The organism is uncultured Wocania sp. (assembly GCF_964021735.1).
Lineage (GTDB): Bacteria > Bacteroidota > Bacteroidia > Flavobacteriales > Flavobacteriaceae > Wocania_A.
This window is the reverse complement of record NZ_CAXIBN010000024.1, coordinates 1-25,056: the sequence shown is the minus strand read 5'-3', so window position 1 is coordinate 25,056 and position 25,056 is coordinate 1. Positions and strand designations below refer to the sequence as shown.

Genomic DNA, 25,056 nt, shown 5'->3' with positions numbered 1-25,056 from the left:
AATCGCCTACAAAAGCTACCGTAGGCGTTCCTTGGTTATCAGCTTCATCAGTAACTACAGTTACATCGGCAGCAGGAACATCGTCAATACACTCCACACTAATAGGCGCAGGGTTTGAGGCTGTAGGTGGTTCATTTATATAATCTAAATAGTCAATATCAATAACAATAGGTGTAGGAATGGGTTCTCCTGTACACAAGCCTGTTGTTTGATAACCTTGTATTAAAGGAAAATTAAAGGGAACATTAGATATTGCTCCTGTACCAACAATAGTTCCATCTAATGAAACTTCAGGGCTAAAAGAAGGAGCGGTTAACATAGTACAGTCTGTGGTTACTGTCAATCTAAAACTAATATCTGCTAAAACAGTATTAGGATCTGTTGGAACAGGCAATGTTCCTAAATCCCAAACAATAGAACCATTTGAACCAAACCCAGGGCCAGTAGTATACACTGGAACATTTGTTGTTGAAAATGGAGGATAAGTATTAGTAGTTATATTTAAATTGCTTGGATTTACACTATCTGGTAAAGGAATAGTAATTATAGTATTATCTGTAGCTTCAGTTCCAGTATTTTTTATCTCTAAGGTATATTCTGAATATTGACCAGGTTCAAGTATATCTGGAGGGTTAGGAGTATTTCCGTTAACTGAAGTTATATTTAATACCCCTTCTGGTTCAGGAACATATGCATTTACAGAAAAAGTTAAATTGAAAATAATGTAAGTGTCTTGAACTGATCCATATCTAAATCTAGTATAGGTTTTATTATTAGGTATCAATACATTTCCAGTGTTATCAATATCAAACATAACTATATCTAAACCTGTATTATTCTGTAAATTAGGACTACGAAGGTTTCCTCCTGTATCAATAGTAGAATTAAAAAAGTTTCCTGTTGTATTATTACTATGTGATAGTCGTTGATAACTATTATTGTTTAATGTTGAAAAATCAATTGGTTCAGTAGTATCATCATCACCGTCTGGTATTACCATTTCAATAAAGTCTCCAGTATATTGTACATCGCCTTCACCAGCCATTAAACCAAGTTTAACATTTACATCTCCACTAGGTACTGCATTAAATCCTGAGACATCAATATTATGACTAGATGCTACGTTGGTAACATAAGCATGACCATCAAAAACAGTAATATCTCTCCAATTCATTTTAGAGTTTTCGTAAACTATTACCATACCCCAACCACCATAATAACCCGTGCCATCTGGATTTCCTTCTCTTAAGGCCATATCTGCAACAAAGTATTCACCAACTCCATTAGCTTTAACATAATCTGTAACCTCTGCATAACCAGCATACATGTTGCGTTGATCAGCGTTAGTTGGATATGCAATATTTATAGGGTCAGCTGCTATACCTGAAGACGCAGCAGTAATTTCTGTATAATTTGCTGAAAGTGGACCCTTTATAGATACTTTACGTTTATCGAAGTTTTTTGTTACTCCTCCTTTAGTTACTTGAAATGTATTTGGGTCATTGTCTCCATCAATATTAGGATCTGCACCCGTGTCTGCTCTACCAGTCCAGTATAAGCCAGCATAAATAATATTTGAGCAATCTGGAATTGCTCCATTTTCAGTAGAAAATGTTACTGTAGCAGAAGATGAATTAAGTGTATTGTTTCCTGGAACAGCAGTACCATCAACATCAACATATTCCATGTCATTGTTATTAGGAGTTGTATTTCCATAATTAACTAATGTAAGGTTTGTATTTCCAATCATAGAAAAATCACCTTTAATACTATATACAGTTTTTGTAGGTGTATCATTTGAAGTTCTAGGAGTAAAAGGAACTCTAACCTGACTATAGCTACTAAAGATGGTTGTTAGAAATAAAACTGCAAAAAACATCAATCTAATAGAATTGTTATTTGCAAAAGATTTATTAGTGTATAGTTTTCTCATGTCGTAATCTTTTAAATTGACCTTATGCTTTGTTATGATGGGGATTCAGTTTTGTAAAAAATTCTTATTTTAGAATTTGATTTAGCTTTAACAAATTTCTTAATTTGCTGTTTTTTGCATTTAAAGTTACATTTTACAAATACATACTTAAGACTACTAAGATTTTTATTTGTTGTTAAATCTAACGTATTATTTAAATCACTAAGATTATTTAATGTTACAGTAATTAACTCTACAGCATTGTAAATTTTATTATTTAATAAGCTAAACGATTTACTATCCTCAAAAGTTATTTTTTTTATTTCACCTTCGCCATACACTTTATTTATAGTATTATTACTAATATAACTTGTGGTATGTAGTTTTTGAGCTAGGTTATAAAATTTACCTCTATTGTCTTCTTTATATTTTTTTACTTTTACTTTAGACAATTCATCATCATTTGTAAGTTCGAAAATATCATTTTCTTGCCCTAAAACTTGTCCTGTATACATAAGAGATGCAAAACACACAAATAAAAAAGTGTAAAATGTTAAAGCTGATTTATTCTTCATAATTATTAAATTTAAAACTATACTATAAATATACTAGATACTATTCTAGTGTTTTAGCCACTGTAAATAACTAAAAAACAAAGAATAGAGTTAAAGCTTTTGAGGGAAAAACTGTGAGGGAAAACATTGAAAATCAATGCTATTTTATAACTAGAAACTAGATTTGGGATCATAATTTTCAATTTTTTAAAGTAGGTAAAGCAAAACAACGTATATGTTACTGCTTTATCAAATAAAAGTGTTAAATCACTTATAAATTCGATAAAAAGGCAGCTATCATCTTTTTATCGATTTAATAAATCAACTTATCGATTGTTGCTAAAACATAACTACTTATAAATTTGCTGGTTAGCTTATAAATTTTTTCCATTCTATTTTTTTAATTACATTTCTATTCTAATAAAGAACAAATAAATTGATTTTAATCGAGAAAAACAACTTTTTGTCGATAAAAAACGCATTTAATCGAATATTTATGAAAAAACTAATTTTGGTACGGCATGCAAAATCTTCATGGAAACACAATGTTATTGACCACGAAAGACCATTAAACGAAAGAGGAGTTAATGATGTAGAGACAATGTCTAATTACTTAAAAAACAAAGGTTTAATAATTAATAAAGTGTTATCTAGTGATGCTGTACGTGCAAAAACTACAGCAAATGCATTTATTTTAAACTTAAATATTGACAAAAGTTTAATGGATTTAAACCATAATTTATATGATTTTTCAGGGCAGAATCTTATTAAAACTATAAAAGAAGTTGCTGCATCAATTAATACGTTAATGGTTTTTGGGCATAATCATGCCATAACAGATTTTGTAAATACCTATGGTGATAAATATATAGAAAATGTACCAACCTGTGGCGTAGTAATTATTGAATTCGACATAGATAATTGGGCGGATTTAAATAAAGGAAAAACGGTATATACATTATTTCCAAAAGATTTAAAATAACACGTTGTAATAGATAATTCTTAGATAAATTATTAAGTATAAATAGAATATATTTGTTATAACATTTGCTTAAATAAAAATATGACTAAAGCTGAAAAACACAATAATATATACATTAATAGAGAAATAAGCTGGTTGCAGTTTAACGCAAGAGTTTTACAAGAAGCCACAGATAAAACAGTGCCATTAATTGAACGTTTACGCTTTTTAGGTATTTTCTCTAATAATTTAGATGAATTCTTTAAGGTAAGATACGCTACCGTTAAAAGAATTGTAGAAGCAGGAAAAGGAGGTAAAAATGAGCTTGGAGGTATTAAAGCAAAAGAGTTGTTAGAAATTATAACTCAAATTGTAATCAAGCAACAAAGCGAAAGCTTGGGTATTTTAGACAGTATTAAATACAAGTTAGAAGAAGAGAATATTTATATAATAAATGAAACCCAAATTGATAATACCCAGCATGATTTTATAAAAAAATACTTTGTACAAAGTGTAAGTCCAGCACTAGTAACTATTATTTTAAACGATTTAGTGCAGCTACCTAATTTAAAAGACACTGGAGCTTATTTAGCTGTACGAATGATAATGGCTAATAATGAAAATCAATTTGCTTTATTAGAAATACCAAAATCAATAAATCGTTTTGTTGAACTACCAAAGCAAGGAGATAAAAGCTTTATTATTCTAATTGATGATTTATTACGTCACTGTTTAAGTGATATATTCAATATTTTCGATTATAAAAGCATATCGGCTCATATGATTAAAATTTCTCGTGATGCCGAATTAGATTTTGAAAGTGATTTAAGTAAAAGTTTTATAGATAAAATATCAGATAGCGTAAAGCACAGACAAGTAGGAGAGCCTGTAAGATTTGTGTATGATAAGACTATTGATAATGATACCTTAGAGTACTTAATGTCTAAAATGGGAATTGACGATACAGATAGTATCATTCCTGGTGGGCGTTATCACAACAGACGAGATTATATGAGCTTTCCTAGTTTAGGAAGAACAGATCTTCTTTATGATAAAATAGAACCTTTACGCATCAAAGGACTTAGTTTTGAGTCCAGTATTTTTGAAGCCATTGCTACTAAAGAATATTTGCTTTATGCTCCTTATCATACATTTTCTTATATAGTTAAGTTTTTAAGAGAAGCTGCATTAGACCCTAAAGTAAAAACCATTAAAATTACTATTTATCGATTAGCAGAGATTTCTCATGTTGCAAGTTCGCTAATAAATGCAGCAATTAATGGAAAAACAGTAACAGTTTCAATAGAACTCCAAGCACGTTTTGATGAACAAGCCAATATAAATTATGCACAACAAATGGAAGATGAAGGCGTAAATTTAATTTTTGGCGTTCAAGGTTTAAAAGTACATAGCAAAATGTGTGTTATAGAAAGAGAAGAGAACAATAAAATAAAACGCTACGGTTTTATAAGCACAGGAAATTTTAACGAATCTACAGCAAAAATTTATACAGATTACACGCTTTTTACTTCAGATCAGAGTATTTTAAAAGATGTCAATAAAATTTTTAACTTCTTTCAAACTAATTATAAAATATTCAGGTATAAGCATTTAATAACTTCTCCACATTATACTCAAAAAGCTTTATCTAAGTTAATTGACGAAGAGGTTGAAAAGGTTAAAAATGGAAAAACTGGTAGAATTCGATTAAAAATGAATAGCATTTCTAGTTATGTAATGATTGATAAATTATACGAAGCTAGTAGAGCAGGAGTAAAAATACAGATGATAGTTCGAGGGATTTGCTGTTTAATCCCTAGTGTTAAAGGAATGAGTGATAATATTGAAGTTATAAGTGTTGTTGATAAATTTTTAGAACACTCAAGAATTTATATTTTTGGAGAAAATGATAATTCAAAAGTTTATATATCTTCTGCAGATTGGATGACAAGAAACATAGACAATAGAGTAGAAGTGAGTTGTCCAATTTATAACGAAGCATTAAAACAAGAAATTATTGATACCTATGCCATTTGTTGGAGCGATAATGTAAAAGCTAGATTATTAAATACATCACAAGAAAATGAATATAGAATTAATGATAAACCAAAAGTAAGATCTCAAATTGCTATTTACAATTATTATCAAAACAAGTTAGAAAACTAGTATGCTTTCAATAAAAAAATATGCAGCTATAGATATAGGTTCAAATGCTGTAAGATTACTAATTTCAAATATTATCGAAGAGAAAGGTAAACCTGTTCAATTCAAAAAAAATTCATTAGTTCGTGTCCCTATTCGTTTGGGTGCTGATGTGTTTATTAAACAAAAAATATCGAAAGAGAATACACAACGTATTTTAGATACCATGCTTGCTTTTAAGCTTTTAATGAAATCTCATAAAGTAGTAAAATATAAAGCCTGTGCTACATCGGCAATGCGTGAGTCTACAAATGGTAAAAAAATAGTCGATTTAGTATTTGAAAATTCAGGTATTAGTATAGATGTTATTGAAGGTGAAGAAGAAGCAGCTATTATTGCAGCTACAGATTTGAATAAATTTATAGACGATAATAAAACGTATTTGTATGTAGATGTTGGTGGCGGTAGTACTGAGTTTACTATTATTCATAGAGGAAAACAAACAGCATCAAAATCATTTAAAATAGGAACTGTAAGGCTACTTAACGATATGGTTAAAAAAGAAGCTTGGGAAGAATTACAAGAATGGATAACTACTATTGTAAAGCCTTACGATAAAATAGATGTTTTAGGTTCTGGTGGTAATATTAACAAAATCTTCAAAATATCAGGAAAGGCATTAGGCAAACCCCTTACTTATTTCTATTTAACTTCTTATTATAATATGTTGCAAAGCTATTCTTATGAAGAACGCATCACAGAGCTTTCGTTAAATCAAGATAGGGCAGATGTAATTATTCCTGCTATGCGTATTTATCTTTCTGCAATGAAATGGAGTCGTTCAAAATACATATATGTTCCTAAAATTGGTTTAGCCGACGGTATTATAAAAAGTATATATTTCGAAACAGTTTCTAGCAATACACAGTAAAATTGTGCCATTCATCTTTTAAAATACGAGTATTATAATTTTATAATATATATTCGTCCACATAAAATTGCTATTATTTTAAACCCAAACCTATTAAATAATAACTTATGAAAAAATTATTACTAATAACAGTATTGCTTAGTTTTTCATTTTATGGATTTTCTCAAAATGATAATTCTACTAAAGCAATAGATTCTACAAAAGTAATGTCTAAAGGCCCTGCATTTAAAGGTGTAATGTATGGTATAAGAGGAGGTTATAATATTTCTAATCTTGACTTTAAGGCAGCACCAACCATGAGCAACAAGCATAGAAACAGTATGTTTGTTGGTTTTTTTGCTAATATTGGCTTATCTAATACAGTGTCTTTAATGCCAGAAATTCAGTTTTCTGCTGAAGGTGCTAATGAAGAAACACTACATTTAGATTATATTCAAGCTCCCATTTTTTTCAGATTTAGAATTAGCGAAAAAATTCATATTGGAGCTGGTCCACAAGTTAGTTTAAAGGTTCATAAATACGAAGATGGTATTAAAAACTTTGCCTATTCAGGCGTTGGAGGAATAGAATACAAACTATCTCATATGCTTTTTGCAGATTTAAGATACACTTACGGTTTCTCAAACATATTTGACGACCACTTAAATGTTGAAGCAAAAAACACAAATATTCAAATTGGTATTGGTTACAAATTTTAACCGTGTATGGTTTCGGTTTTACCGAGATTTGCCATAATTTTACTCTCATATTCAAGAAGTTGCTGCCATTTGGTGTCAACTTCTTTTTTATTTCCGTACTGTCTAGCAAAGCCTAAAAACATAGTATAATGATTAGCTTCACTTACCATTAATTTTCTGTAAAAATCAGCTAATTCTTTATCTTGTAATTCTTCAGAAAGTAGTCTAAAACGTTCGCAACTTCTAGCTTCTATTAATGCAGCATACAATAATCGATGCACCAGTTGTGTAGTTCTGCTACCACCTTTAGGGAAAAATTTAATTAATTGTACCACATAATCATCACGTCTATCTCGACCTAAAGTCCAACCACGTTTTATAATGATATCGTGTACCATTTTAAAATGGCTTATTTCTTCTTTCACTAAAGCCACCATTTCTTGTACTAACTCTGTATACTCTGGAAAACTAACAATTAAAGATATAGCAGTACTTGTTGCCTTTTGCTCGCAAAAAGCATGATCTGTAAGTATATCTTCAATATTTTTTTCTACAATGTTTACCCAACGCGGATCGGTTGGTAATTTTAATCCTAACATAACTATAATACATTTTCAACAAGACTAATTTCTCGTATCTTAATATTTCCAAAAGCATCAATTATAATGCTAAAGTCTTTGTAAATTTCAGTTTCTGGAATGTTAAAAGATGTGTTTAGCGTTATAATGTTTTCGGTTGATTTTTCATAATCTATCCAAATGAATTGCATAATGGCTTGTTCCCAAAAAGTAGGAGATTCAAATTCTATAAAGCTCCTTTTATTGATAATATTTTGAACTACCAATTTATTGTTTTTTAAAATTTGAAGTTGAGCTTCAAAATTTTTAAAATGAAGTGTTTTGTTTTTATCGTTTGAAAACTTTACAGTTTTAGTATCAAGCGCATAATATTGTATTTTAATTTGAAAACCTGTGCTTAAAAAGGTATCTGTTAAAACTTCGGTACGTTGCTCGGGAATGTATTTTATTTCCTCAGAAAAAGAATCAAACAGTTTGTTTTCTTTTAAAACTTCTGTATTTGTTTTATACTTTCTATCACGTCCGTCACAGCTTATTAAAGTAATAATTACAACGAAAATAAAAACACATAACTTTTTTATAAATAAGTATTTAAACATCTAAACCAAAAGTTTTTTTTAAAGTTTCAATATTAGGGTTTTTAGCCTTTAATTTTTCAAATTTATCCATACTAGTATAGGCGTATTTTTTCTCTAAAACTTCGTTTACGGTTATCGATAAACCAATATCAAAATTGTTTAAAGCCTTTCTAATAAAACCTAATAAATTGTATTGCTGACGTTCAACTTCTACCTTATTCGTTTCATTAGGGAATTCTAAATGAATAGTTGTTTCTTTTAGCTTTGGAATATCAATCGATAAAATTGAAGCTAGATTATATTGCCCTTTATCTTCGATTTTTTTAACATATGCATTCCAAGTTTCAACTAATTGCTTTTCTGTAAAAGGATCTTTTGGTAAGTTTTCTTCATCAATTACAACATCCATTTGTCGTATTTGATGTTCTTTTTTTGCTCTTATACTGCTTAGCGATAGTCCCGATGTGCGTTTAGTATCTTGTTTTAAAACTATTTTTGGAGGTTCTTTTACTTGTAAGTTAGCTACAGCTGCAGGAACGTCGTCTTTTCTAGAAGTGGTTTCTAATTCATTAACTTCTAAAGCTTTATTTTTAGTAGTTTTTGGTGGTAAAGTTACAGGTATAGGAGTTATACCTTTCTTTTTAAAATAAGAAGCCGGAATTATGTAATGTTTGCTATTTTTTTTTTCTCCATCAAAAGTGATAGAGGCAAGCTGCATTAAACATAACTCAACAAGTAAGCGTTGGTTTTTGCTGGTTTTGTATTTGAGATCGCAATCGTTGGCAAGATTAATACCTTGCATTAAAAATTCTTGCGAGGCTTTTTTAGATTGCTCTAAATATTTGTTTTTGGTTTGTTCACCAACTTCAAGCAGTTCTATAGTTTCTGGTGTTTTACTAACTAGTAAATCTCTAAAATGAGATGCTAAACCAGCTATAAAATGATGTCCGTCAAACCCTTTTGAAAGTGTATTGTTAAATTGAAGCAACAATTCTGGGATTTTATTTTCTAAAATAAGATTTGTACTTGTAAAATAAGTTTCATAATCAAGTACATTCAAATTTTCTGTAACGGCTTGTCGTGTTAGATTTTTACCAGAAAAACTAACTACTCTGTCAAAAATGGATAAAGCATCTCGCATGGCACCATCTGCTTTTTGGGCTATGATATGTAGTGCATCATCCTCAGCTTTTACACCTTGCTCATCGGCAATATATTTTAAATAGCCTTTAGCATCTTTAACAGTTATGCGTTTAAAATCAAAAATTTGGCAACGCGATAAAATAGTTGGAATTATTTTATGTTTCTCGGTAGTTGCTAAAATAAAAATACAATGTTTTGGGGGTTCTTCCAAAGTTTTTAAAAAAGCATTAAAAGCGGCTTGAGATAGCATATGTACCTCATCAATAATATAGACTTTATACTTACCGACTTGTGGTGGAATACGGACTTGATCAGTTAAATTTCTTATATCATCAACTGAATTGTTTGATGCTGCATCAAGCTCAAAAATATTAAATGCAAAATCTTCATCACCAGTTTCAGAGCCATCACTATTAATCATTTTTGCCAAAATACGGGCGCATGTTGTTTTACCAACTCCTCGAGGGCCAGTAAACAAAAGGGCTTGAGCTAAATGATTGTTTTCAATAGCATTCAATAACGTATTTGTAATAGCTTGTTGCCCAACTACGTCTTTAAACGTTTGGGGTCTGTATTTACGAGCCGATACTACAAAATGTTCCATTGAAGTTGTTAAAGTAACAAAGTTAAAAATTCAATTTAGAAATTAGAATTTTGGACTTAGAATTTAATAGGAGTTATTAACAACTCTAGCAGTAAAATACATGTACTTTAAATATATTTAGATTTTGGTATTTGTTTATTGTAATTTTGTGCTCAAGTAAATCGCCTTATCGCTGTTTCGATTTATCGGAATGGAGGAAAGTCCGAACACCAAAGTGCAACATAGTGGTTAACAGCCACCAGTCGTGAGGCTAGGAAAAGTGCAACAGAAAGTATGTACAGGTAATGCTGTAGTGAAACCAGGTAAACTCTATGTGGTGCAATGTCATGTAAACCAGTGCTTGAGGGCTGCACGCTCGATTGCTGGAGGGTAGGCAGCTAAAGTGTATGGGTAACTATACACTCAGATAAATGATAAGGACTTTTTATTTTTAGGAATTCTTTTTTTAAAAAGGAAAAGTACAGAATTCGGCTTATAGATTTACTTAAACATAATTAAACCCTTCTTAATTACTAAGAAGGGTTTATTGTTAAAAATGGTTGGTAAAAAATTAATTTTCTTTAGGTGAATACGATAAATCTGGACGCATTTCTCCTGTATATTCTTCTGTTCTTGTTGTATAATTCATTACTTTGCTAAAAACATCCCATCTGTCTGGACCCAAAACGTCTTGATTGGCTTTTCCTCTTGTGGCTGAATCTATTTCATCTTTTGCAGGAACAGATACTAAATAGTAATTTTCTAATTGTCCAAATCCGTTGCGGTATACATTATAATATTCTGTTGAACCTTTGCTTTTAAAAAACTCCTTTACTGCTTTCATACCCTCGCGCATTTTTTTAGCGTTTTCTGGCGTATAATACATGTAAAACCATTTTCTATAATTTTGTGCTTCTGCGGGTTTAGCATCTTCATCTGGTGTATATGATAGTTTATCGTCTTTAAAAATAACATATGTACCATGTGAGTCGTAGCATGTATCGAAACGATCAAACATGTCGCCAAATTTGTCTCCCATAGCTTTTGCCATATCTGCAAACGGACGTTTGTCTAATTCTGCAAAGTTTTCAATTGGCGTAATATAAAAGTATTTAAAATCGTTACTCATTGCCGTAAACCAAGTAGATTGAAGGTTGTGTTCTACGCATGCTGCATTAAACTCTTTAGCAATTTTTTCATATTCCATGAATTTGGAAGGCTTAACATTATCTTGATGAATTTGATAGGCTTGTTGAGCATTTAATAAATTAATTGAAAGGCATAAAATTAATGCGAATAAAAAAGTTGATTTGATTGTTTTCATATTTAGATATTTTAGTTGGTTATTATCACAAATTGGAATTGCTTTTAGTTTACTGTTTTAATGATTCTTCTGCTGCTTTTTTTTCCATCTCACCAGCTTCAATTTCGATAAAGGCGGCGGTAATAGAAGCGGTGTCGTAATACCCATACTCTTTTACTACTTTACCATTAACAAATTGAGAGGTTAAATGCACAGGAATTACTAACTCTTTACCATTTGCTTTTAGTTTTCCACTCCAAACGGACCAATAATTAACCCATTTTTTGCCGTTTTTATCAATTACCATTTCTAGCACTGTTTTTTCATCTGAAAAGCCATAAGATGAGAAGTTAGCAATCATGTCTTGATGATTTTTCATACTTTCCAAATAAGAAATTCCTATGTTTTTATTATGAAATACTTTTGCGGTATCTGCAAATTGGGTTTTCCAAGAATCCCAATCTTGTGCTTCATAAGCCTTTATCCTTAATTTTAAGGATTCTATTTCTGGAGATTCAGAGAAATAACGTTCAGGTTCTGAATTACACGCTAAAATAAGGGAGAAAATAAACCCAAGTAAGAGTAGCTTTTTCATTTTATTTAAAGTTTTAATGAATATTATTCCTCTGGTGTTTCCATTTCAGTTTTAGAATTTACTAATGCTTCAAATTCGGAATTCATAGCAGTACCATCAAAATAAATATGTTCTTCAACAATTTTTCCATTAACAAATTGAACTGCTAAATGAACTGGGATAAGTAATTCTTTATTGGTAGCTGTAAAGGTTGCCTTGTGTGCTGCCCAATAATAGACCCAAGTTTCGTCTTCTTTGTCTAAAACCATTTCAACATATTCTTTATCATGATTAAAACCATAAGCTGACATAGCACTAGTGGATGCTTTTAGGTCTTCTAATCTCTTTTCAACTGTTACCGGTTTGGTTGAATTAACAAATATTTTGGCGGTATCTGCAAAATGACTTTTCCATTTACTCCAATCTCCTTTTTCATAAGCATTTATTCCTGCTTTTAATGTTTCAATCTCAGGAGATTCAGCAAAATAACGTTGTGGTTGATTTTGACAAGCAATAAATAGCGTAATTGCAAGTCCTAATAAAAAGAGTTTTTTCATTTGGTTAGTGGTTTAAAATGTTAGTATTAAATTCTAACCATAAAATAAGTGCACAAGAAAGTGTATTGCTTTTTTGTTGAGAGTAAGATGTTAATAGAGTCTGGGACTCTTAAGGAGATTACTAATGTACTGAAAAAAAAGGAATTATGAATAAAATGTTGAAAAATTAATTTACTTCAAAAAAGCTAAACACATTACCACCATAACTTTTTGAATAGCTAAAATGGATAAGATTAGATAAATTTGTATGTTTGGAATGCTCAATAATTAACAAACCTTCTTCTAATAATAAATTATTTTGAAAGATTAATTCTGGAATTTTAGAAAATAATTCTTCAGAAAATGAATAAGGCGGATCTGCAAAAATAATATGAGCTTGCAAAGTTGTTTTTTCTAAAAACTTAAACACATCACTTTTAATAGTACTAATTGGCATTTTAAAAGTTTCTGCTGTTTTATTTATAAACTTAATGCAACCAAAATCTTGATCGACACTTGTAATTTGTTCTGTACCTCTAGAAGCAAACTCGTAACTTATATTACCTGTTCCTGCAAACAAATCGAGTACGGAAATATCACTAAAATAAAAATTATTATTTATAATATTAAACAACGACTCTTTTGCCATATCAGTTGTTGGACGCACCGGTAAGTTTTTTGGTGCGATAATTTTTCTGCTTTTATATATTCCTGATATAATACGCATTAAAAGCTATTTATTAAAGTAAAATTTGAATAACTGGTTTTTGGTTGTTCTAAATAGTTGTAATCATCAAAACGATTACCAAAACTAATGTGCCTTATATATTTATATACTATTTTATAAAATTCATCATCTTTAATAATATCGCCAATAAGGATTAAATTAAGGGTTTCAGGATTTAGCTTTAATTGTTCGGCAGTAAAGAGTATATAATAAATAAAATCTTCTTTTGTAGTGTATTCAAAAGTATTGTAAAAGATGAGCTTTCCTTTTTCTACAACAATTATTTCAAAATAATTTGTATTTACATTTACATAAACCTTAGTGTTGTCCACATTTTTTTCAATAAATAAAATGCGCTCAATTAAAATTGTAGAAAAATGTTTATAAGTAAAGTTGCCGAATTTTTCGTAAATAAAATTATTAACATTTACATAGGGCACATAAACGTTAACACTGTCGTTTAATTCAATAGTATCGAAAGCTATAAAATCAGATTTAAGTATTTTAGAATTAAACTTTAAATAATCTGCTAAACAGTCTTCTTTAAATAAAGGTTTTGGTACTAATGTAGAAAGCTCGTTAGTATAAATTATATTAACATTACTAAATGAAGCTTGTAAAACAGACTCTGTATTAAATAGATGAATAAGCTTGTCTAGAACCTCAAACGGATTTAGCTTTTTTTCAAAGCCAACATGCTTTAATGTTGTAATAGTTTTTATATCACTTTGTAGTATACAAAAAGAAAGTCCACTCAAACTTATTTGAATGGACAATTCTAGATTAGTTAGTTTATTATAGTCTTTATTCGTTTGCGCCATATGTTTTTGGCCAGTTTCCAGCAGTATTTACTTCGTCCATTGAACCTACTTTTAATGCATCTCCATTAACACCATCAACAGATACTACTTGATTTTCTTGAGAAAGGAGATCTTTATCTTGGTCAAATAAAATAACTGATTTTTTTACTAGTGCTTCAAAAACAGGTATTTTGGTATTGTTTTGTTCTAAAAAACCAGCTTTAAGTTCAAATTTAGCGTCTTCTTTTCCAACTGGTACATTCATCATAGTTTTATAACGGTCAGAGTTTTTAAATAGCGAATCTTTTACTGGCACAAATCCTAAAGTGTCGATTAAAACTTTATCTTCATACATATCAACTCCAAATTGTTTCGTTAATATAGGGTCTATAACACTAGTATCTCTACGTTGTGTAATAGTATATTGAGCAGTATCTACAAACTTAACTAAGTTGTCAAAGTTGCCCGCAAACTTACCAGTTATTTTTCTGTGTGCTAATTGTGCATCTCTAATATCATTTAAACTTTCAATTACTTTAGCGTAGCGTTTGTTTTTTAATTTATTAAATTGAATGGGCGCATATACAGATTGAAATGTATTATACCCTAAAAAAGCAATAGCTACCCATAATGCAAGTTGCAAAAGAGGTTTGAATTTTGTAGGAATAAATTTGTCAATTAACTTAACTAAGCCAATTGTAACAATAATTACAGCAATTGCAACGAGAATTAATTTCATGATACGTTATTTATTAGATAAATTTATTAATGGTCTTTCGCAAATCTACAATTTTTTTTTAATCGTAAAAACCAAAGTGCGTAAAAATCATTTCTATATTTGAATAATTTATAAAATATTAGTGTTTTAATGACATCATCCGAATTTTACGCCCTTATAAAACAACAATTTCCGTTTCAACCTACGTTAAAACAAAATATTGTTCTGCAACAGCTTTCAGAATTCATATTTAGCAAAACTCCAAATGCACTGTATTTGCTAAAAGGTTATGCTGGTACTGGCAAAACTACCATAGTAGGCTGTATGGTTACCAATTTATGGAAAGCAAAAAAAAGTGCTGTATTAATGGCGCCAACTGGTAGAGCTGCTAAAGTTATTTCAAATTATTCTGGTAAGGAAGCGTTTACTATTCATAAAAAAATATATTTCCCTAAAAAAGATAAAGGCGGCGGTGTAAAATTTATTTTGCAGCCTAACAAGCATAAAAATACCATTTTTATTGTTGACGAAGCTTCTATGATTCCTGATACGCCAGGAGATTCTAAATTATTTGAAAATGGGTCGTTACTAGACGATTTAATGCAGTATGTATATTCTGGTCATCAATGTAAACTACTTTTAATTGGCGATACAGCACAATTACCTCCAGTAAAATTAGATTTGAGTCCAGCTTTAAACGAAAAAATGTTAGCTTTAAATTACAACAAAGAAGTTACTAAAATGGAATTAGATGAAGTGATGCGACAAGAGTATGATTCTGGTATTTTAGAGAATGCTACGGTTTTACGTGAAGCCATATCAAATACTTTCTATGATGGATTTAAATTCGATTTAAACGGATTTAAGGATATTGTTAGGTTAGTTGATGGTTACGAAATAATGGACGCCATTAACGATGCTTACAGTAGTTTAGGAAACGAAGAAACAGCCATTATTGTAAGAAGCAACAAGCGTGCTAATCTTTATAACCAACAAATTAGAAGTCGAATTTTATTTAACGAAAATGAGTTGACTGCTGGAGATTATTTAATGGTAGTTAAGAATAATTATTTTTGGATTAAGCCCACAACCGAAGCTGGTTTTATAGCAAATGGAGATATTATAGAAGTTTTAGAAATTTTTTCGATTAAAGAGTTGTATGGTTTTCGCTTTGCTGAAGTTAAAGTACGAATGGTAGATTACCCAAAAATGCGACCTTTTGAAACGGTTTTATTATTGGATACTATTGAAGCAGAAACTCCATCGTTAACTTACGAAGATTCAAATAGATTGTATCAAGAAGTTCAAAAAGATTATGAGGACGAATCGAGTAATTACAAAAAATTTTTAAAAATAAAAGGGAATAAACATTTTAATGCACTACAAGTTAAATTTTCTTATGCCATAACATGTCATAAATCTCAAGGAGGGCAATGGCATACCGTATTTGTAGAGCAACCTTATTTGCCAAATGGTATTGATAAAGAGTATTTACGATGGTTATATACAGCCGTTACTAGAGCTAAAGAAAAATTATATCTTATAGGTTTTAAAAATGATTTTTTTGAAGAATAGTTTTTTAATTATATTTAAAGTATGACAGTAGAAACCATTATTAGTATTTGTTTAGGTATAGGACTTTCTGCATCGGTTGGTTTTAGAATATTTCTGCCATTATTCGTCTTAAGTTTAGCATCTTATTTTAATCTTTGGCAGCTTAATGAATCTTGGCAATGGATTGGCAGTACAACGGCTTTAATAACTTTAGGAGTTGCAACTGTGGTAGAAATATTTGCCTATTTTATACCATATATCGATAACTTATTAGATAGTATTGCGATACCATTGGCGGCACTCGCAGGAACAGTAGTTATGATGTCTACGATTGCCGATTTAAGTCCAGTGGTTACTTGGTCGTTAGCCATTATTGCAGGAGGTGGTACTGCGGCGGCTATAGCAGGCACATCAAGTACTACACGATTGGCATCAACCGTAACAACAGGCGGTTTAGGAAATCCCATAGTATCTTCTTTAGAAACTGGAACGGCAACGATTATGTCTGTGATTTCAATATTCTTGCCTATTTTAGCTGTGATTTTAGTAGTCATCTTATTACTTATCATTTTTAGATTATATAAAAAGTTTAAACCATCTAAGGTCAAAAATCATTAATATTTATAGTATTTTTGAAATACATTATTAAGAAATAAATGAAAATAATTTCAATGATTCCTGCACGTTATAGTGCAACACGTTTTCCAGGAAAACTTATGCAAGATTTAGGAGGGAAAACGGTTATCACTAGGACTTACGAAGCCACAGTTGCCACCAATCTATTTGATGATGTTTTTGTAGTAACCGATAGCGATATTATTTATAACGAAATTGTAAATAACGGAGGTAAAGCTATTATGAGTATTAGAGAGCATGATTGCGGAAGCGATAGAATAGCCGAAGCCGTTGAGAGTTTAGATATTGATATTGTTATAAATGTTCAAGGCGATGAACCATTTACTGACAGAGAATCATTAAAAAAATTGATAGAAGTTTTTAAAGATGACAATAAAAAGAAAATTGATTTGGCATCCTTAATGGTTCATATTACAGATGATGACGAAATTAAAAACCCAAATACCGTAAAAGTAATTGTCGATAATACTAATTTCGCATTGTATTTTTCGCGAAGCATAATTCCTTACCTAAGAGATAAAAATGCTGGTGTAAAATATTACAAGCACAAAGGTGTTTATGCTTTTAGAAAAGAAGCTTTATTAGATTTTTATCGTTTACCAATACTTTCTTTAGAGGCATCTGAAAAACTTGAACAATTACGTTATTTAGAATACGGAAAACGTATAAAAATGGTTGAAACAGATGTACAAGGAGTTGAGATTGATACCCCCGAAGATTTAGAACGCGCCAAGAAATTATGGAAGTAAATTATAAAAATATAAAAGTAATTGGTTTTGATGCCGATGATACACTTTGGGTTAATGAAACTTATTTTCGTGAAGCTGAAGAAGAAATTCAACGTTTATTATCAGAATACGAAACTCCAAATAAAATAGATCAAGAGTTATTTAAAATGGAAATGAAAAACCTACCACTTTATGGCTATGGTGTAAAAGCTTTCATTTTATCGATGGTAGAGGTCGCTTTAGAATTATCTAACTATAGCATTACAAACAAAACTATTGAAGCCATTTTAAATATTGGTAAAAATATGCTTGAAAAACCTGTGGAATTGCTTGATGGTGTGGAAGATGTTTTAAGTGTACTATCAAAAAAATACAGATTAATACTAGCAACCAAAGGCGATTTGTTAGACCAAGAACGAAAATTGGAAAAGTCTGGATTAACTAAGTATTTTCATCATATTGAAGTGTTAAGCGATAAAAAGGAAACTAATTACTCAAATTTATTAAACCATTTAGATATTAAACCATCAGAATTTTTAATGATAGGAAACTCTTTAAAATCAGATGTTTTGCCCTTGGTAAATATAAAAGCAAATGCCATTCATATTCCATTTCATACCACTTGGGCACACGAAAAAGTAAGTAAAAAAGAAATTAACGGTATAACATATAAAACCATTAGTGGCCTAAAAGACGTATTAAATTTATTAAACTAATTAGTAAGATATTTCATTACTTTTTAATCCAGTAAAAGTGAAAATAGTACTATTTTTACATTTTGAAAAAAGAAAATATATTAAATGAATTATAAAAACTTTCCCATGGTGCCAAGGGTGATTTTTGGCAGAGGTAGTTTTAATCAGTTAAGTGATATTATTGCCCCAAAGCGATTAAGTATTAATGCGCCATTTATTTTTTTGGTAGATGATGTATTTAAAAACAATATTTGGTTAACATCAAGAATACCTACTTCTTACGATGACAGAATTATATATATATCTGCAAAAGAAGAGCCTAAAACATCTCAAGTAGATGAGTTAGTTGAAGACATTATTTTAAACACGAAAGAGCGTCCCTCTGGAATTATTGGAATAGGAGGAGGTACATTGCTAGATTTGGCAAAAGCGGTTTCTATAATGATAACCAATGAAGGCGAAACTAAAAATTATCAAGGTTGGGATTTAGTTAAAAATCCAGCTATATATCATGTAGGTATTCCAACTATATCTGGTACAGGAGCAGAAGTTTCTAGAACAACGGTACTTACTGGTCCAGAAAAAAAATTAGGTATAAATTCAGATTTCACACCTTTCGATCAAGTCATATTAGATTCTGAACTCACCAAAGATGTTCCAACAGAGCAGTGGTTTTATACAGGTATGGATTGTTATATACATTGTATTGAATCGCTTACAGGAACTTATCTAAATACTTTTAGTCAAAGTTATGGCGAAATGGCTTTGCAACTTTGTGAAGATATATTTTTGGGAGATACACTTACTAAAGTTGATGCCCAAGAAAAACTAATGATGGCGTCGTGGCACGGAGGTATGAGTATTGTTTACTCACAAGTTGGTGTAGCACATGCTATGAGTTACGGCTTATCATATTTGTTAGGCACGAAACATGGTATAGGAAACTGCATTGTTTTTAATCATTTAGAAGAGTTTTATCCAGAAGGAGTAAAACTTTTTAAAGCTATGAAAAAGAAGCATAATATTGTTTTGCCTAAAGGAATCTGTGCTAATTTAAGTGATAGAGAATTTGATGTAATGATTAATATATCGCTTAGTTTAGAACCTTTGTGGGAAAACGCCATTGGGAAAAACTGGAAAAAAATAATAACACCAAAGAAGCTTAAAGAACTTTACCAAAAAATGTAATATGCGGTGGTTAGCCAAATTTATTTATTTTAAGCTTTTAGGGTGGAAAGCGGTTGGCAACATCAATTTTTCTAATGATATAATAAAAAAAGCAGTAATTATTGCAGCACCACATACCAGTTGGCACGACTTCTATATTGGTGTTTTATTACGGTCAGTTTTAAATATTAAAACGAATTTTGTTGGTAAAAAAGAATTGTTTGTTTTTCCTATCGGATGGTTTTTTAGAACTTTAGGAGGCGCACCAATTAATAGACAATCTAATGAAAACAAGGTGCAAGCTATAGCAAAATTGTTTACCGAACATGATGAGTTTAGAATGACTATGGCACCAGAAGGCACAAGAAAAAAAGTAGAGGAGTGGCGCACAGGGTTTTATTATATCGCCAAAGAAGCTAATGTACCCATTATTATGTTTACGCTAGATTTTGAAAAAAAACAAAATAAGATTTCAGAACCCTTTTATCCTACAAATGATACGAAAGCAGATTTTGAATTTATGTACAATTTCTATAAAGATGTAAAAGGTAAAGTACCCAAGTATTCATAATTTTTTTAATTAAAATTGTACACTCAATTAAGTTTTGGCATAAATTTTGAACAATAAAAAATAGAATAACGAATGAAACATAAAGTAAACCAGTTACTGGCTCTAAAAAGAAACATTCGCTCTATATACACTTAAAGCTACTTTTATTAAAGTAGCTTTTTTTATTTGGGTAATGTTTTTTCTACTAATAAAGTTTTTAATAAACCTTCACTAGTTTTTACAGTTAATTCTATAGTGTCCTTTTTATTGTATATGGTCTTTGAAGTTATAAAATCGCAAATATCAATTTTAGTGACATCAAGTGTGTTTAATTTAATAATTTCATCACCAAAACTAATTTCTTTTTTTAAATCTCCATCCCAAACAATACCAACAGCAAGTTTATTATTTATTATAGTGGGACTAAAACCTAGTATTTTTTTCTGTAAATTGGTTGTTTTTTCAAAAGAATCAAAATAAAATTTATTGTTCAGAAAATCTATGGTCATTATTCCATACTTTAAAATTTCAGACCCAATTCTTGAATTACTATCGTTTGTAGTTTCCGTAGTTACGTTTATAAAAGTGGTATTATTTATTTTTAAATCTTCAACACTAACTCTATAATGCTTGCTTTTTTTTGCTGCACCAAATAAGCCAATACTTTTACTGCCAATACCTTCATTGTGTACTTTATATATGTTGTTTTTTTGTAGTATCCCAAAATTCTTAAGTGATAAATCGTAAAACCCTTTCATACCTGTATCAATTAATAATTGCTCTCTAGCATTGGTTTTGCCTTTTAAATTAATCCATATATATGGGCTTTTTTGCCCACCAATTAAATAAAGCTTCGCAGCGTTTTCTTTATTTAAATTAAGTTTCTTTTTGGCGTCGGTTAATCTAATTACTTTTTCTTTTAAATCTATTTGAACTATAGATTTTTGCAACATATTGCTTCCAATAATACCATCAATTTCAAAGCAATCAAAAATTAAATTATCTTTGTTTTTATCTACTAATGTTGGACAATTTTTAAAAATAACACCACCAAAATTAATCTCTGGAATAGAAACAATCTCTAAACTATTTTGTCTGTTTGTAGCATCTCGTACATTAATATTTTTTATTGATACTGTTTTAATAATACTTTTAAGATTTGCAGAAATTAAGTTGGGTGCTCCTGTGTCTAACATAAAGCGATAGACTTTATTTTCAATTTCTATCGGTATAATTATTTTTTCTGAAATAAATTCAAAATTAATTTCAGTGTAATAATTCTTTTCAATGATTAATCCTTTTTTAAACACATTCTTTTGACCGAAAGATTGAGTTACAATAAATAAAAAAAAGACAGCTACAGTTTTTTTCATATTAAGAAGGTGAATTTTTGAATAAGATAATCAAAAAAATAAAAGCCATATCTTTTTTTAATTGATATGGCTTTTGTTAACTATTTATGTTTTAATGTTATTATTTAACCTCTTTTAAAGCATTATCAATAAGTGTTCTTAAATGTTGTTTGTGTGCTCTCGATGATACATTTCCTGAAGATGCAGCCATGGTTCTTATATTTTTTAAATTATATAACGCCATAGATTTTGCATTATTTGTATATCTGCCACTTTGTTTACCAGTGAGCATATCAATTAACATGTTTGTATACTCTAATTGTAAATTTTGCCTGAATGAATTGATGCTACTGTTAATATCTGCTTTAAAAATAGCACTATTTAAGTCGCTCATAAACATAGATAGTTTATAATCGTTACCATACAATTCAGAGTCTGTAATACGTTGCAATGTATTTGGATGTAAAATATGATTTAATACATTTTTTTGATACCCTAAAACTTGACTATGTATTTTTGGGTCTTCAGTAGCACTAAAAAACCCATAGCCTCTGCGTTGCATTGCTAAATAGTTGTATAGATCGTTTGGTGCATCAAAAGCATTTGGAGCAAAAACGTATTTGCTTAAGCTAGCCATAGCCCTTTTTTGGTCTTTTAAACTTACTGGTGTATAAGGTTGCGTTTCGCCATTTTGACCAGCCATAGCCCTATCTACATAAACGCCACCAATAAATCTTGAAACTACATTAGCAGCACTTCCTCTTTGACTACTTAAGATATAATAAGCTTGTCTTAGTTCTTGATACGATTGACCCGATTTTGAAAACTTATTTTTAATATCTTTCATCATTGTATTGATAACTTCAAAACGGTCGTTGGAATAGGTAATTTGATCGTTAGATAAATCTCCAACCATAACTCTCGGATCAATAGCTTTTCCAGGAGAACGCATATCATCGGCATCATTACCAAAAATCAATTCTGGTTTTGTCGATTGACTTAGTAGCGCGTCTCTTTCACTTTTACTTTTAAATGGAGTGTACCCAAATTGGATAGCCCATACATCGTATGGTCCAACAGATGTATCGTAATATTGTCCTTGTTTGCTTCTGTCTTTTGTAATGTTTATGGCTGCATAATCCATAACAGAACCTGTTAAACATTTTCCATTAATAAAATCTGCATTTGCTAATTGCTCTGGTGAAAATAACTGACTTGCTTTCATATTATGATTTAAACCCAATGTATGTCCAACTTCGTGCATAATTAAAGCAATCATAGCTTCTTTTTTCATGCGTTTCATCTCTAAATCTGATGCATTTGAAGCTTTCAAAACCGCATTTCCAAAAAGTGTGTTTTCGTGCATAATATGACCTAAAGAGCAATACATTTTATTATCTTCATGAGTTTCAGAACCATCAAAAGTTTTGTTTAAAGACGACAAATCGAATAGCTTATCATACATCACTCTATTTGTAAAGTGAACATATTCTAACATAATATCTGCACCTAAAATTTGTCCAGTTTTTGGGTTTACAAAACTTGGTCCGTAACCACCAAACGGCGGTTGAGGAGACGATGTCCAACGTAATACATTGTATCTAATATCTCCAGCATCCCAATCGGCATCATCTGGTTGAATTTTAACAGCCATAGCGTTTTTAAAACCAGCTTTTTCGAAAGCCACATTCCATTGTAAAACAGCATTTTTAATGGTTTCTCGCCACTCAACAGGTGTTGAGTTTTCTATCCACCATGTAATGGGTTCAACAGGTTCAGAAATTGCAGCATTTGGGTCTTTCTTTTTTAAATTCCAACGGTGTACTAAATCGCGATAAGGTGTTGCACTCGTTGATGTTTGATCATCTACTTGTGTTAGGAAATAGCCAACTCTCGGATCGTCGTATCTTACTTCATAATCATTATCAGGCATTTCAATTAAACTATGAAAAACTTTAATACTTACATTTCTTCCATCCGCCACAGCGTTAGATCCACCATTTAAAACGGAAGGCGAGGAGTATACATATTCTACTTGAAGATTGGTGTTTTCTTCATAATTCTTAATGGAATTAACCTTTGTTTTGGTTTTACTTAAACTGCCAAGTTTAAATGCCGTTGGAGGTGTTCCAGGAAAATTTGGCCTTTTTATTTGAGAAAATGTTTCGCTTAAAAACAAGCCATCTGCTTTAATTAAATATAGCCCTTTCTTTTTGTCGTGAGCTTCAATTTTAACACTTGCCATATTGCCATTACTAATATTTGCCTCTTTTGATTTTGAAAGTGCACTATCTGGATCAAAGTAAAATGAATTGTTTTGAGTTTCGAATTCAATTTTATTAAAGTACTTTTTAATTTTGAAAACTTTTGAGCCCATATACGAACCTCTATTAATTCTTCCAGCATCCATAACACCATCTGCTATTTGACTAAAATAGATATACTCTTTATCAATCTGATCGTCAGAGATTAACATTTGTAAAGACCCCGTAAGTGTATCTTGGTACATAGTAAATAAACCTTCAATCTTTTTGCTAGATTTAACTAGGTCTTCAATCTTCTTTTCTTTAGATTTTTTTGGAGCTGGTTTAGCTGGAGCTTCTACTTTGTTCTTTTTTTTACGAACTTTACTTCTTTGCGCTTCAGTATTTTGAGGAATAAGAAAAAGCGCTAGCATAAATGCTACGCTTAAAAATTTTAAAACTCTGAGTTTTTGGTGTTTCATAAATTAAATGTTTAATTGAAATATATTTGAGTGTTTTTTGGTTAGTGACGCTAAAAATAAAAAGAATGAAATGGTTATTTCTTTATAAAATGTTAAAAATGTTAAGGAAAGCTCTTTTGTTAATTGAATAGAACAAAAAATGAAGTAGATGCATATTCTGTAATATTTCAGTACCTTTATGCAATATGATAAAAGACACAAAAATTGCCGTTTTAATTGACGGCGACAACATACCATCAAAGTACATTTCAGAAATGATGGAAGAAATAACAAAGTACGGTACACCAACGATTAAAAGGATTTATGGAGATTGGACCAAACCACATTTGTCTAAATGGAAAAATATTCTGCTTGAAAATGCTATAACACCTATTCAACAATACGGCTATACTACAGGTAAAAATGCTACCGATTCTGCTATGATTATTGATGCTATGGATATTTTATATTCTGAAAAAGTAAACGGATTTTGCTTAGTTTCATCTGATAGTGATTTTACTAAACTTGCTACACGTTTGCGAGAAGCAGGTATGCAGGTTTATGGTATGGGCGAGAAAAAAACACCCAACCCTTTTATTGTAGCTTGTGATAAATTTATTTATTTAGAAATTCTTAAAAGCGATAATGATAAAGATGAAAAGGGTGTAAAAACTAAAAAAGAAAATTTATATAACATAACGCCTAAAGTTATTAAACTACTACAAAATTCTGTTGATGATGCAGCCGATGAAGACGGTTGGGCTTTTCTTGGTGATGTAGGTTCGTTAATACTTAAAAAGCAGCCTAATTTTGATTCAAGAAACTTTGGTTTTGTTAAACTAACACCACTTTTTAAATCATTGCCGCAATTTGAAATGGAGCAGCGTGACCAAAGTAATACACGATTTAAATTGATTTATGTGAAGAATAAATAGAAAATGCGTCAATCTGAA

23 protein-coding genes, 1 other RNA gene and 1 pseudogene are annotated in these 25,056 nt (G+C 30.4%); 12 read left to right on the top strand and 13 right to left on the bottom strand.

The annotated features are described in order from the left end of the window. Both AADI82_RS03770 and AADI82_RS03765 read right to left on the bottom strand, forming a co-directional pair. Window positions 1-1,933 (bottom strand): annotated as a pseudogene (locus AADI82_RS03770) (hypothetical protein); the annotation flags it as partial. 32 nt (window positions 1,934-1,965) lie between these two features. After that, window positions 1,966-2,487, bottom strand: a complete 522-nt coding sequence (locus AADI82_RS03765; RefSeq protein WP_341215130.1) for a hypothetical protein — start codon at window positions 2,485-2,487, stop codon at window positions 1,966-1,968. Between the two features lie 475 nt (window positions 2,488-2,962). Here AADI82_RS03765 and AADI82_RS03760 point away from each other — a divergent pair, with 475 nt between their 5' ends. The 4 genes from AADI82_RS03760 to AADI82_RS03745 all read left to right on the top strand — a co-directional run bounded on the left by AADI82_RS03760 (window position 2,963) and on the right by AADI82_RS03745 (window position 7,198). Further along, a complete protein-coding gene (locus AADI82_RS03760) occupies window positions 2,963-3,448 on the top strand; it encodes a histidine phosphatase family protein (protein WP_341215129.1) in 486 nt (161 codons plus the stop codon). 81 nt (window positions 3,449-3,529) lie between these two features. Further along, window positions 3,530-5,593, top strand: a complete 2,064-nt coding sequence (gene ppk1 / locus AADI82_RS03755) for a polyphosphate kinase 1 (RefSeq protein ID WP_341215128.1) — start codon at window positions 3,530-3,532, stop codon at window positions 5,591-5,593. A gap of 1 nt (window position 5,594) precedes the next feature. Continuing rightward, complete coding sequence (locus AADI82_RS03750; RefSeq protein ID WP_341215127.1) at window positions 5,595-6,500, top strand: exopolyphosphatase; 906 nt, start codon at window positions 5,595-5,597, stop codon at window positions 6,498-6,500. Between the two features lie 107 nt (window positions 6,501-6,607). After that, window positions 6,608-7,198: a porin family protein gene (locus AADI82_RS03745; protein ID WP_341215126.1), complete on the top strand. Its 591-nt coding sequence runs from the start codon at window positions 6,608-6,610 to the stop codon at window positions 7,196-7,198. On the opposite strand, the gene AADI82_RS03740 is transcribed toward AADI82_RS03745, so the two are convergent. From AADI82_RS03740 to AADI82_RS03730, 3 genes are read right to left on the bottom strand one after another with little or no spacing between them, the layout of a single operon-like run. Continuing rightward, window positions 7,195-7,776: a tRNA-(ms[2]io[6]A)-hydroxylase gene (locus AADI82_RS03740; RefSeq protein ID WP_341215125.1), complete on the bottom strand. Its 582-nt coding sequence runs from the start codon at window positions 7,774-7,776 to the stop codon at window positions 7,195-7,197. The genes AADI82_RS03745 and AADI82_RS03740 overlap by 4 nt on opposite strands. Before the next feature lie 2 nt (window positions 7,777-7,778). After that, the gene (locus AADI82_RS03735; protein WP_341215124.1) at window positions 7,779-8,354 is read right to left on the bottom strand and encodes a hypothetical protein; all 576 of its coding nucleotides are present in this window, start codon (window positions 8,352-8,354) and stop codon (window positions 7,779-7,781) included. Next, window positions 8,347-10,080, bottom strand: coding sequence for a DNA polymerase III subunit gamma/tau (locus AADI82_RS03730; protein ID WP_341215123.1), 1,734 nt, complete (start codon window positions 10,078-10,080; stop codon window positions 8,347-8,349). Before AADI82_RS03730 ends, AADI82_RS03735 begins: the two co-directional genes overlap by 8 nt. A 153-nt stretch (window positions 10,081-10,233) precedes the next feature. On the opposite strand from AADI82_RS03730, the gene rnpB reads away from it, so the two are divergent. Then, window positions 10,234-10,571: RNase P RNA component class A (rnpB, locus tag AADI82_RS03725), an RNA gene on the top strand. A 59-nt stretch (window positions 10,572-10,630) separates the two neighbouring features. Here rnpB and AADI82_RS03720 read toward each other — a convergent pair. The 6 genes from AADI82_RS03720 to AADI82_RS03695 all read right to left on the bottom strand — a co-directional run bounded on the left by AADI82_RS03720 (window position 10,631) and on the right by AADI82_RS03695 (window position 14,741). Further along, entirely contained in the window at window positions 10,631-11,383 is a 753-nt protein-coding gene (locus AADI82_RS03720; protein ID WP_341215122.1) for a hypothetical protein, read from the bottom strand. A gap of 49 nt (window positions 11,384-11,432) precedes the next feature. Further along, window positions 11,433-11,957 carry a nuclear transport factor 2 family protein gene (locus AADI82_RS03715; protein WP_341215121.1) on the bottom strand — a complete coding sequence of 175 codons (525 nt, stop codon included), beginning with the start codon at window positions 11,955-11,957 and terminating at the stop codon, window positions 11,433-11,435. A gap of 23 nt (window positions 11,958-11,980) precedes the next feature. Next, window positions 11,981-12,493, bottom strand: coding sequence for a hypothetical protein (locus tag AADI82_RS03710; RefSeq protein ID WP_341215120.1), 513 nt, complete (start codon window positions 12,491-12,493; stop codon window positions 11,981-11,983). Window positions 12,494-12,659: 166 nt separating this feature from the next. Continuing rightward, window positions 12,660-13,199, bottom strand: coding sequence for a 16S rRNA (guanine(966)-N(2))-methyltransferase RsmD (gene rsmD / locus AADI82_RS03705; protein WP_341215119.1), 540 nt, complete (start codon window positions 13,197-13,199; stop codon window positions 12,660-12,662). Further along, on the bottom strand, window positions 13,199-14,020 hold the full coding sequence (locus AADI82_RS03700; RefSeq protein WP_341215118.1) for a DUF3822 family protein: 822 nt from the start codon (window positions 14,018-14,020) through the stop codon (window positions 13,199-13,201). The genes rsmD and AADI82_RS03700 overlap by 1 nt, the downstream gene beginning before the upstream one ends. Continuing rightward, on the bottom strand, window positions 14,004-14,741 hold the full coding sequence (locus AADI82_RS03695; RefSeq protein WP_341215131.1) for a hypothetical protein: 738 nt from the start codon (window positions 14,739-14,741) through the stop codon (window positions 14,004-14,006). The genes AADI82_RS03700 and AADI82_RS03695 overlap by 17 nt, the downstream gene beginning before the upstream one ends. Before the next feature lie 126 nt (window positions 14,742-14,867). On the opposite strand from AADI82_RS03695, the gene AADI82_RS03690 reads away from it, so the two are divergent. From AADI82_RS03690 to AADI82_RS03665, 6 genes are all read left to right on the top strand, one after another. Continuing rightward, window positions 14,868-16,292, top strand: coding sequence for an ATP-binding domain-containing protein (locus AADI82_RS03690; RefSeq protein WP_341215117.1), 1,425 nt, complete (start codon window positions 14,868-14,870; stop codon window positions 16,290-16,292). A 21-nt stretch (window positions 16,293-16,313) separates the two neighbouring features. Continuing rightward, window positions 16,314-16,889 (top strand): DUF4126 domain-containing protein, encoded by a 576-nt coding sequence (locus AADI82_RS03685; RefSeq protein ID WP_341215116.1) that lies wholly within the window; start codon window positions 16,314-16,316, stop codon window positions 16,887-16,889. A 38-nt stretch (window positions 16,890-16,927) separates the two neighbouring features. Next, window positions 16,928-17,656 (top strand): 3-deoxy-manno-octulosonate cytidylyltransferase, encoded by a 729-nt coding sequence (kdsB, locus tag AADI82_RS03680; protein WP_341215115.1) that lies wholly within the window; start codon window positions 16,928-16,930, stop codon window positions 17,654-17,656. Beyond that, entirely contained in the window at window positions 17,647-18,351 is a 705-nt protein-coding gene (locus tag AADI82_RS03675; protein WP_341215114.1) for an HAD family hydrolase, read from the top strand. Before kdsB ends, AADI82_RS03675 begins: the two co-directional genes overlap by 10 nt. Before the next feature lie 84 nt (window positions 18,352-18,435). Beyond that, window positions 18,436-19,518 carry an iron-containing alcohol dehydrogenase family protein gene (locus tag AADI82_RS03670; protein ID WP_341215113.1) on the top strand — a complete coding sequence of 361 codons (1,083 nt, stop codon included), beginning with the start codon at window positions 18,436-18,438 and terminating at the stop codon, window positions 19,516-19,518. Window position 19,519: 1 nt separating this feature from the next. Then, the gene (locus tag AADI82_RS03665) at window positions 19,520-20,068 is read left to right on the top strand and encodes a 1-acyl-sn-glycerol-3-phosphate acyltransferase (RefSeq protein ID WP_341215112.1); all 549 of its coding nucleotides are present in this window, start codon (window positions 19,520-19,522) and stop codon (window positions 20,066-20,068) included. A 161-nt stretch (window positions 20,069-20,229) separates the two neighbouring features. On the opposite strand, the gene AADI82_RS03660 is transcribed toward AADI82_RS03665, so the two are convergent. Both AADI82_RS03660 and AADI82_RS03655 read right to left on the bottom strand, forming a co-directional pair. Beyond that, complete coding sequence (locus tag AADI82_RS03660; RefSeq protein ID WP_341215111.1) at window positions 20,230-21,420, bottom strand: aspartyl protease family protein; 1,191 nt, start codon at window positions 21,418-21,420, stop codon at window positions 20,230-20,232. A gap of 100 nt (window positions 21,421-21,520) precedes the next feature. After that, window positions 21,521-24,124 (bottom strand): zinc-dependent metalloprotease, encoded by a 2,604-nt coding sequence (locus AADI82_RS03655; protein WP_341215110.1) that lies wholly within the window; start codon window positions 24,122-24,124, stop codon window positions 21,521-21,523. Between the two features lie 185 nt (window positions 24,125-24,309). On the opposite strand from AADI82_RS03655, the gene AADI82_RS03650 reads away from it, so the two are divergent. Further along, complete coding sequence (locus tag AADI82_RS03650) at window positions 24,310-25,038, top strand: NYN domain-containing protein (protein ID WP_034039938.1); 729 nt, start codon at window positions 24,310-24,312, stop codon at window positions 25,036-25,038. Window positions 25,039-25,056 lie beyond the last annotated feature (18 nt).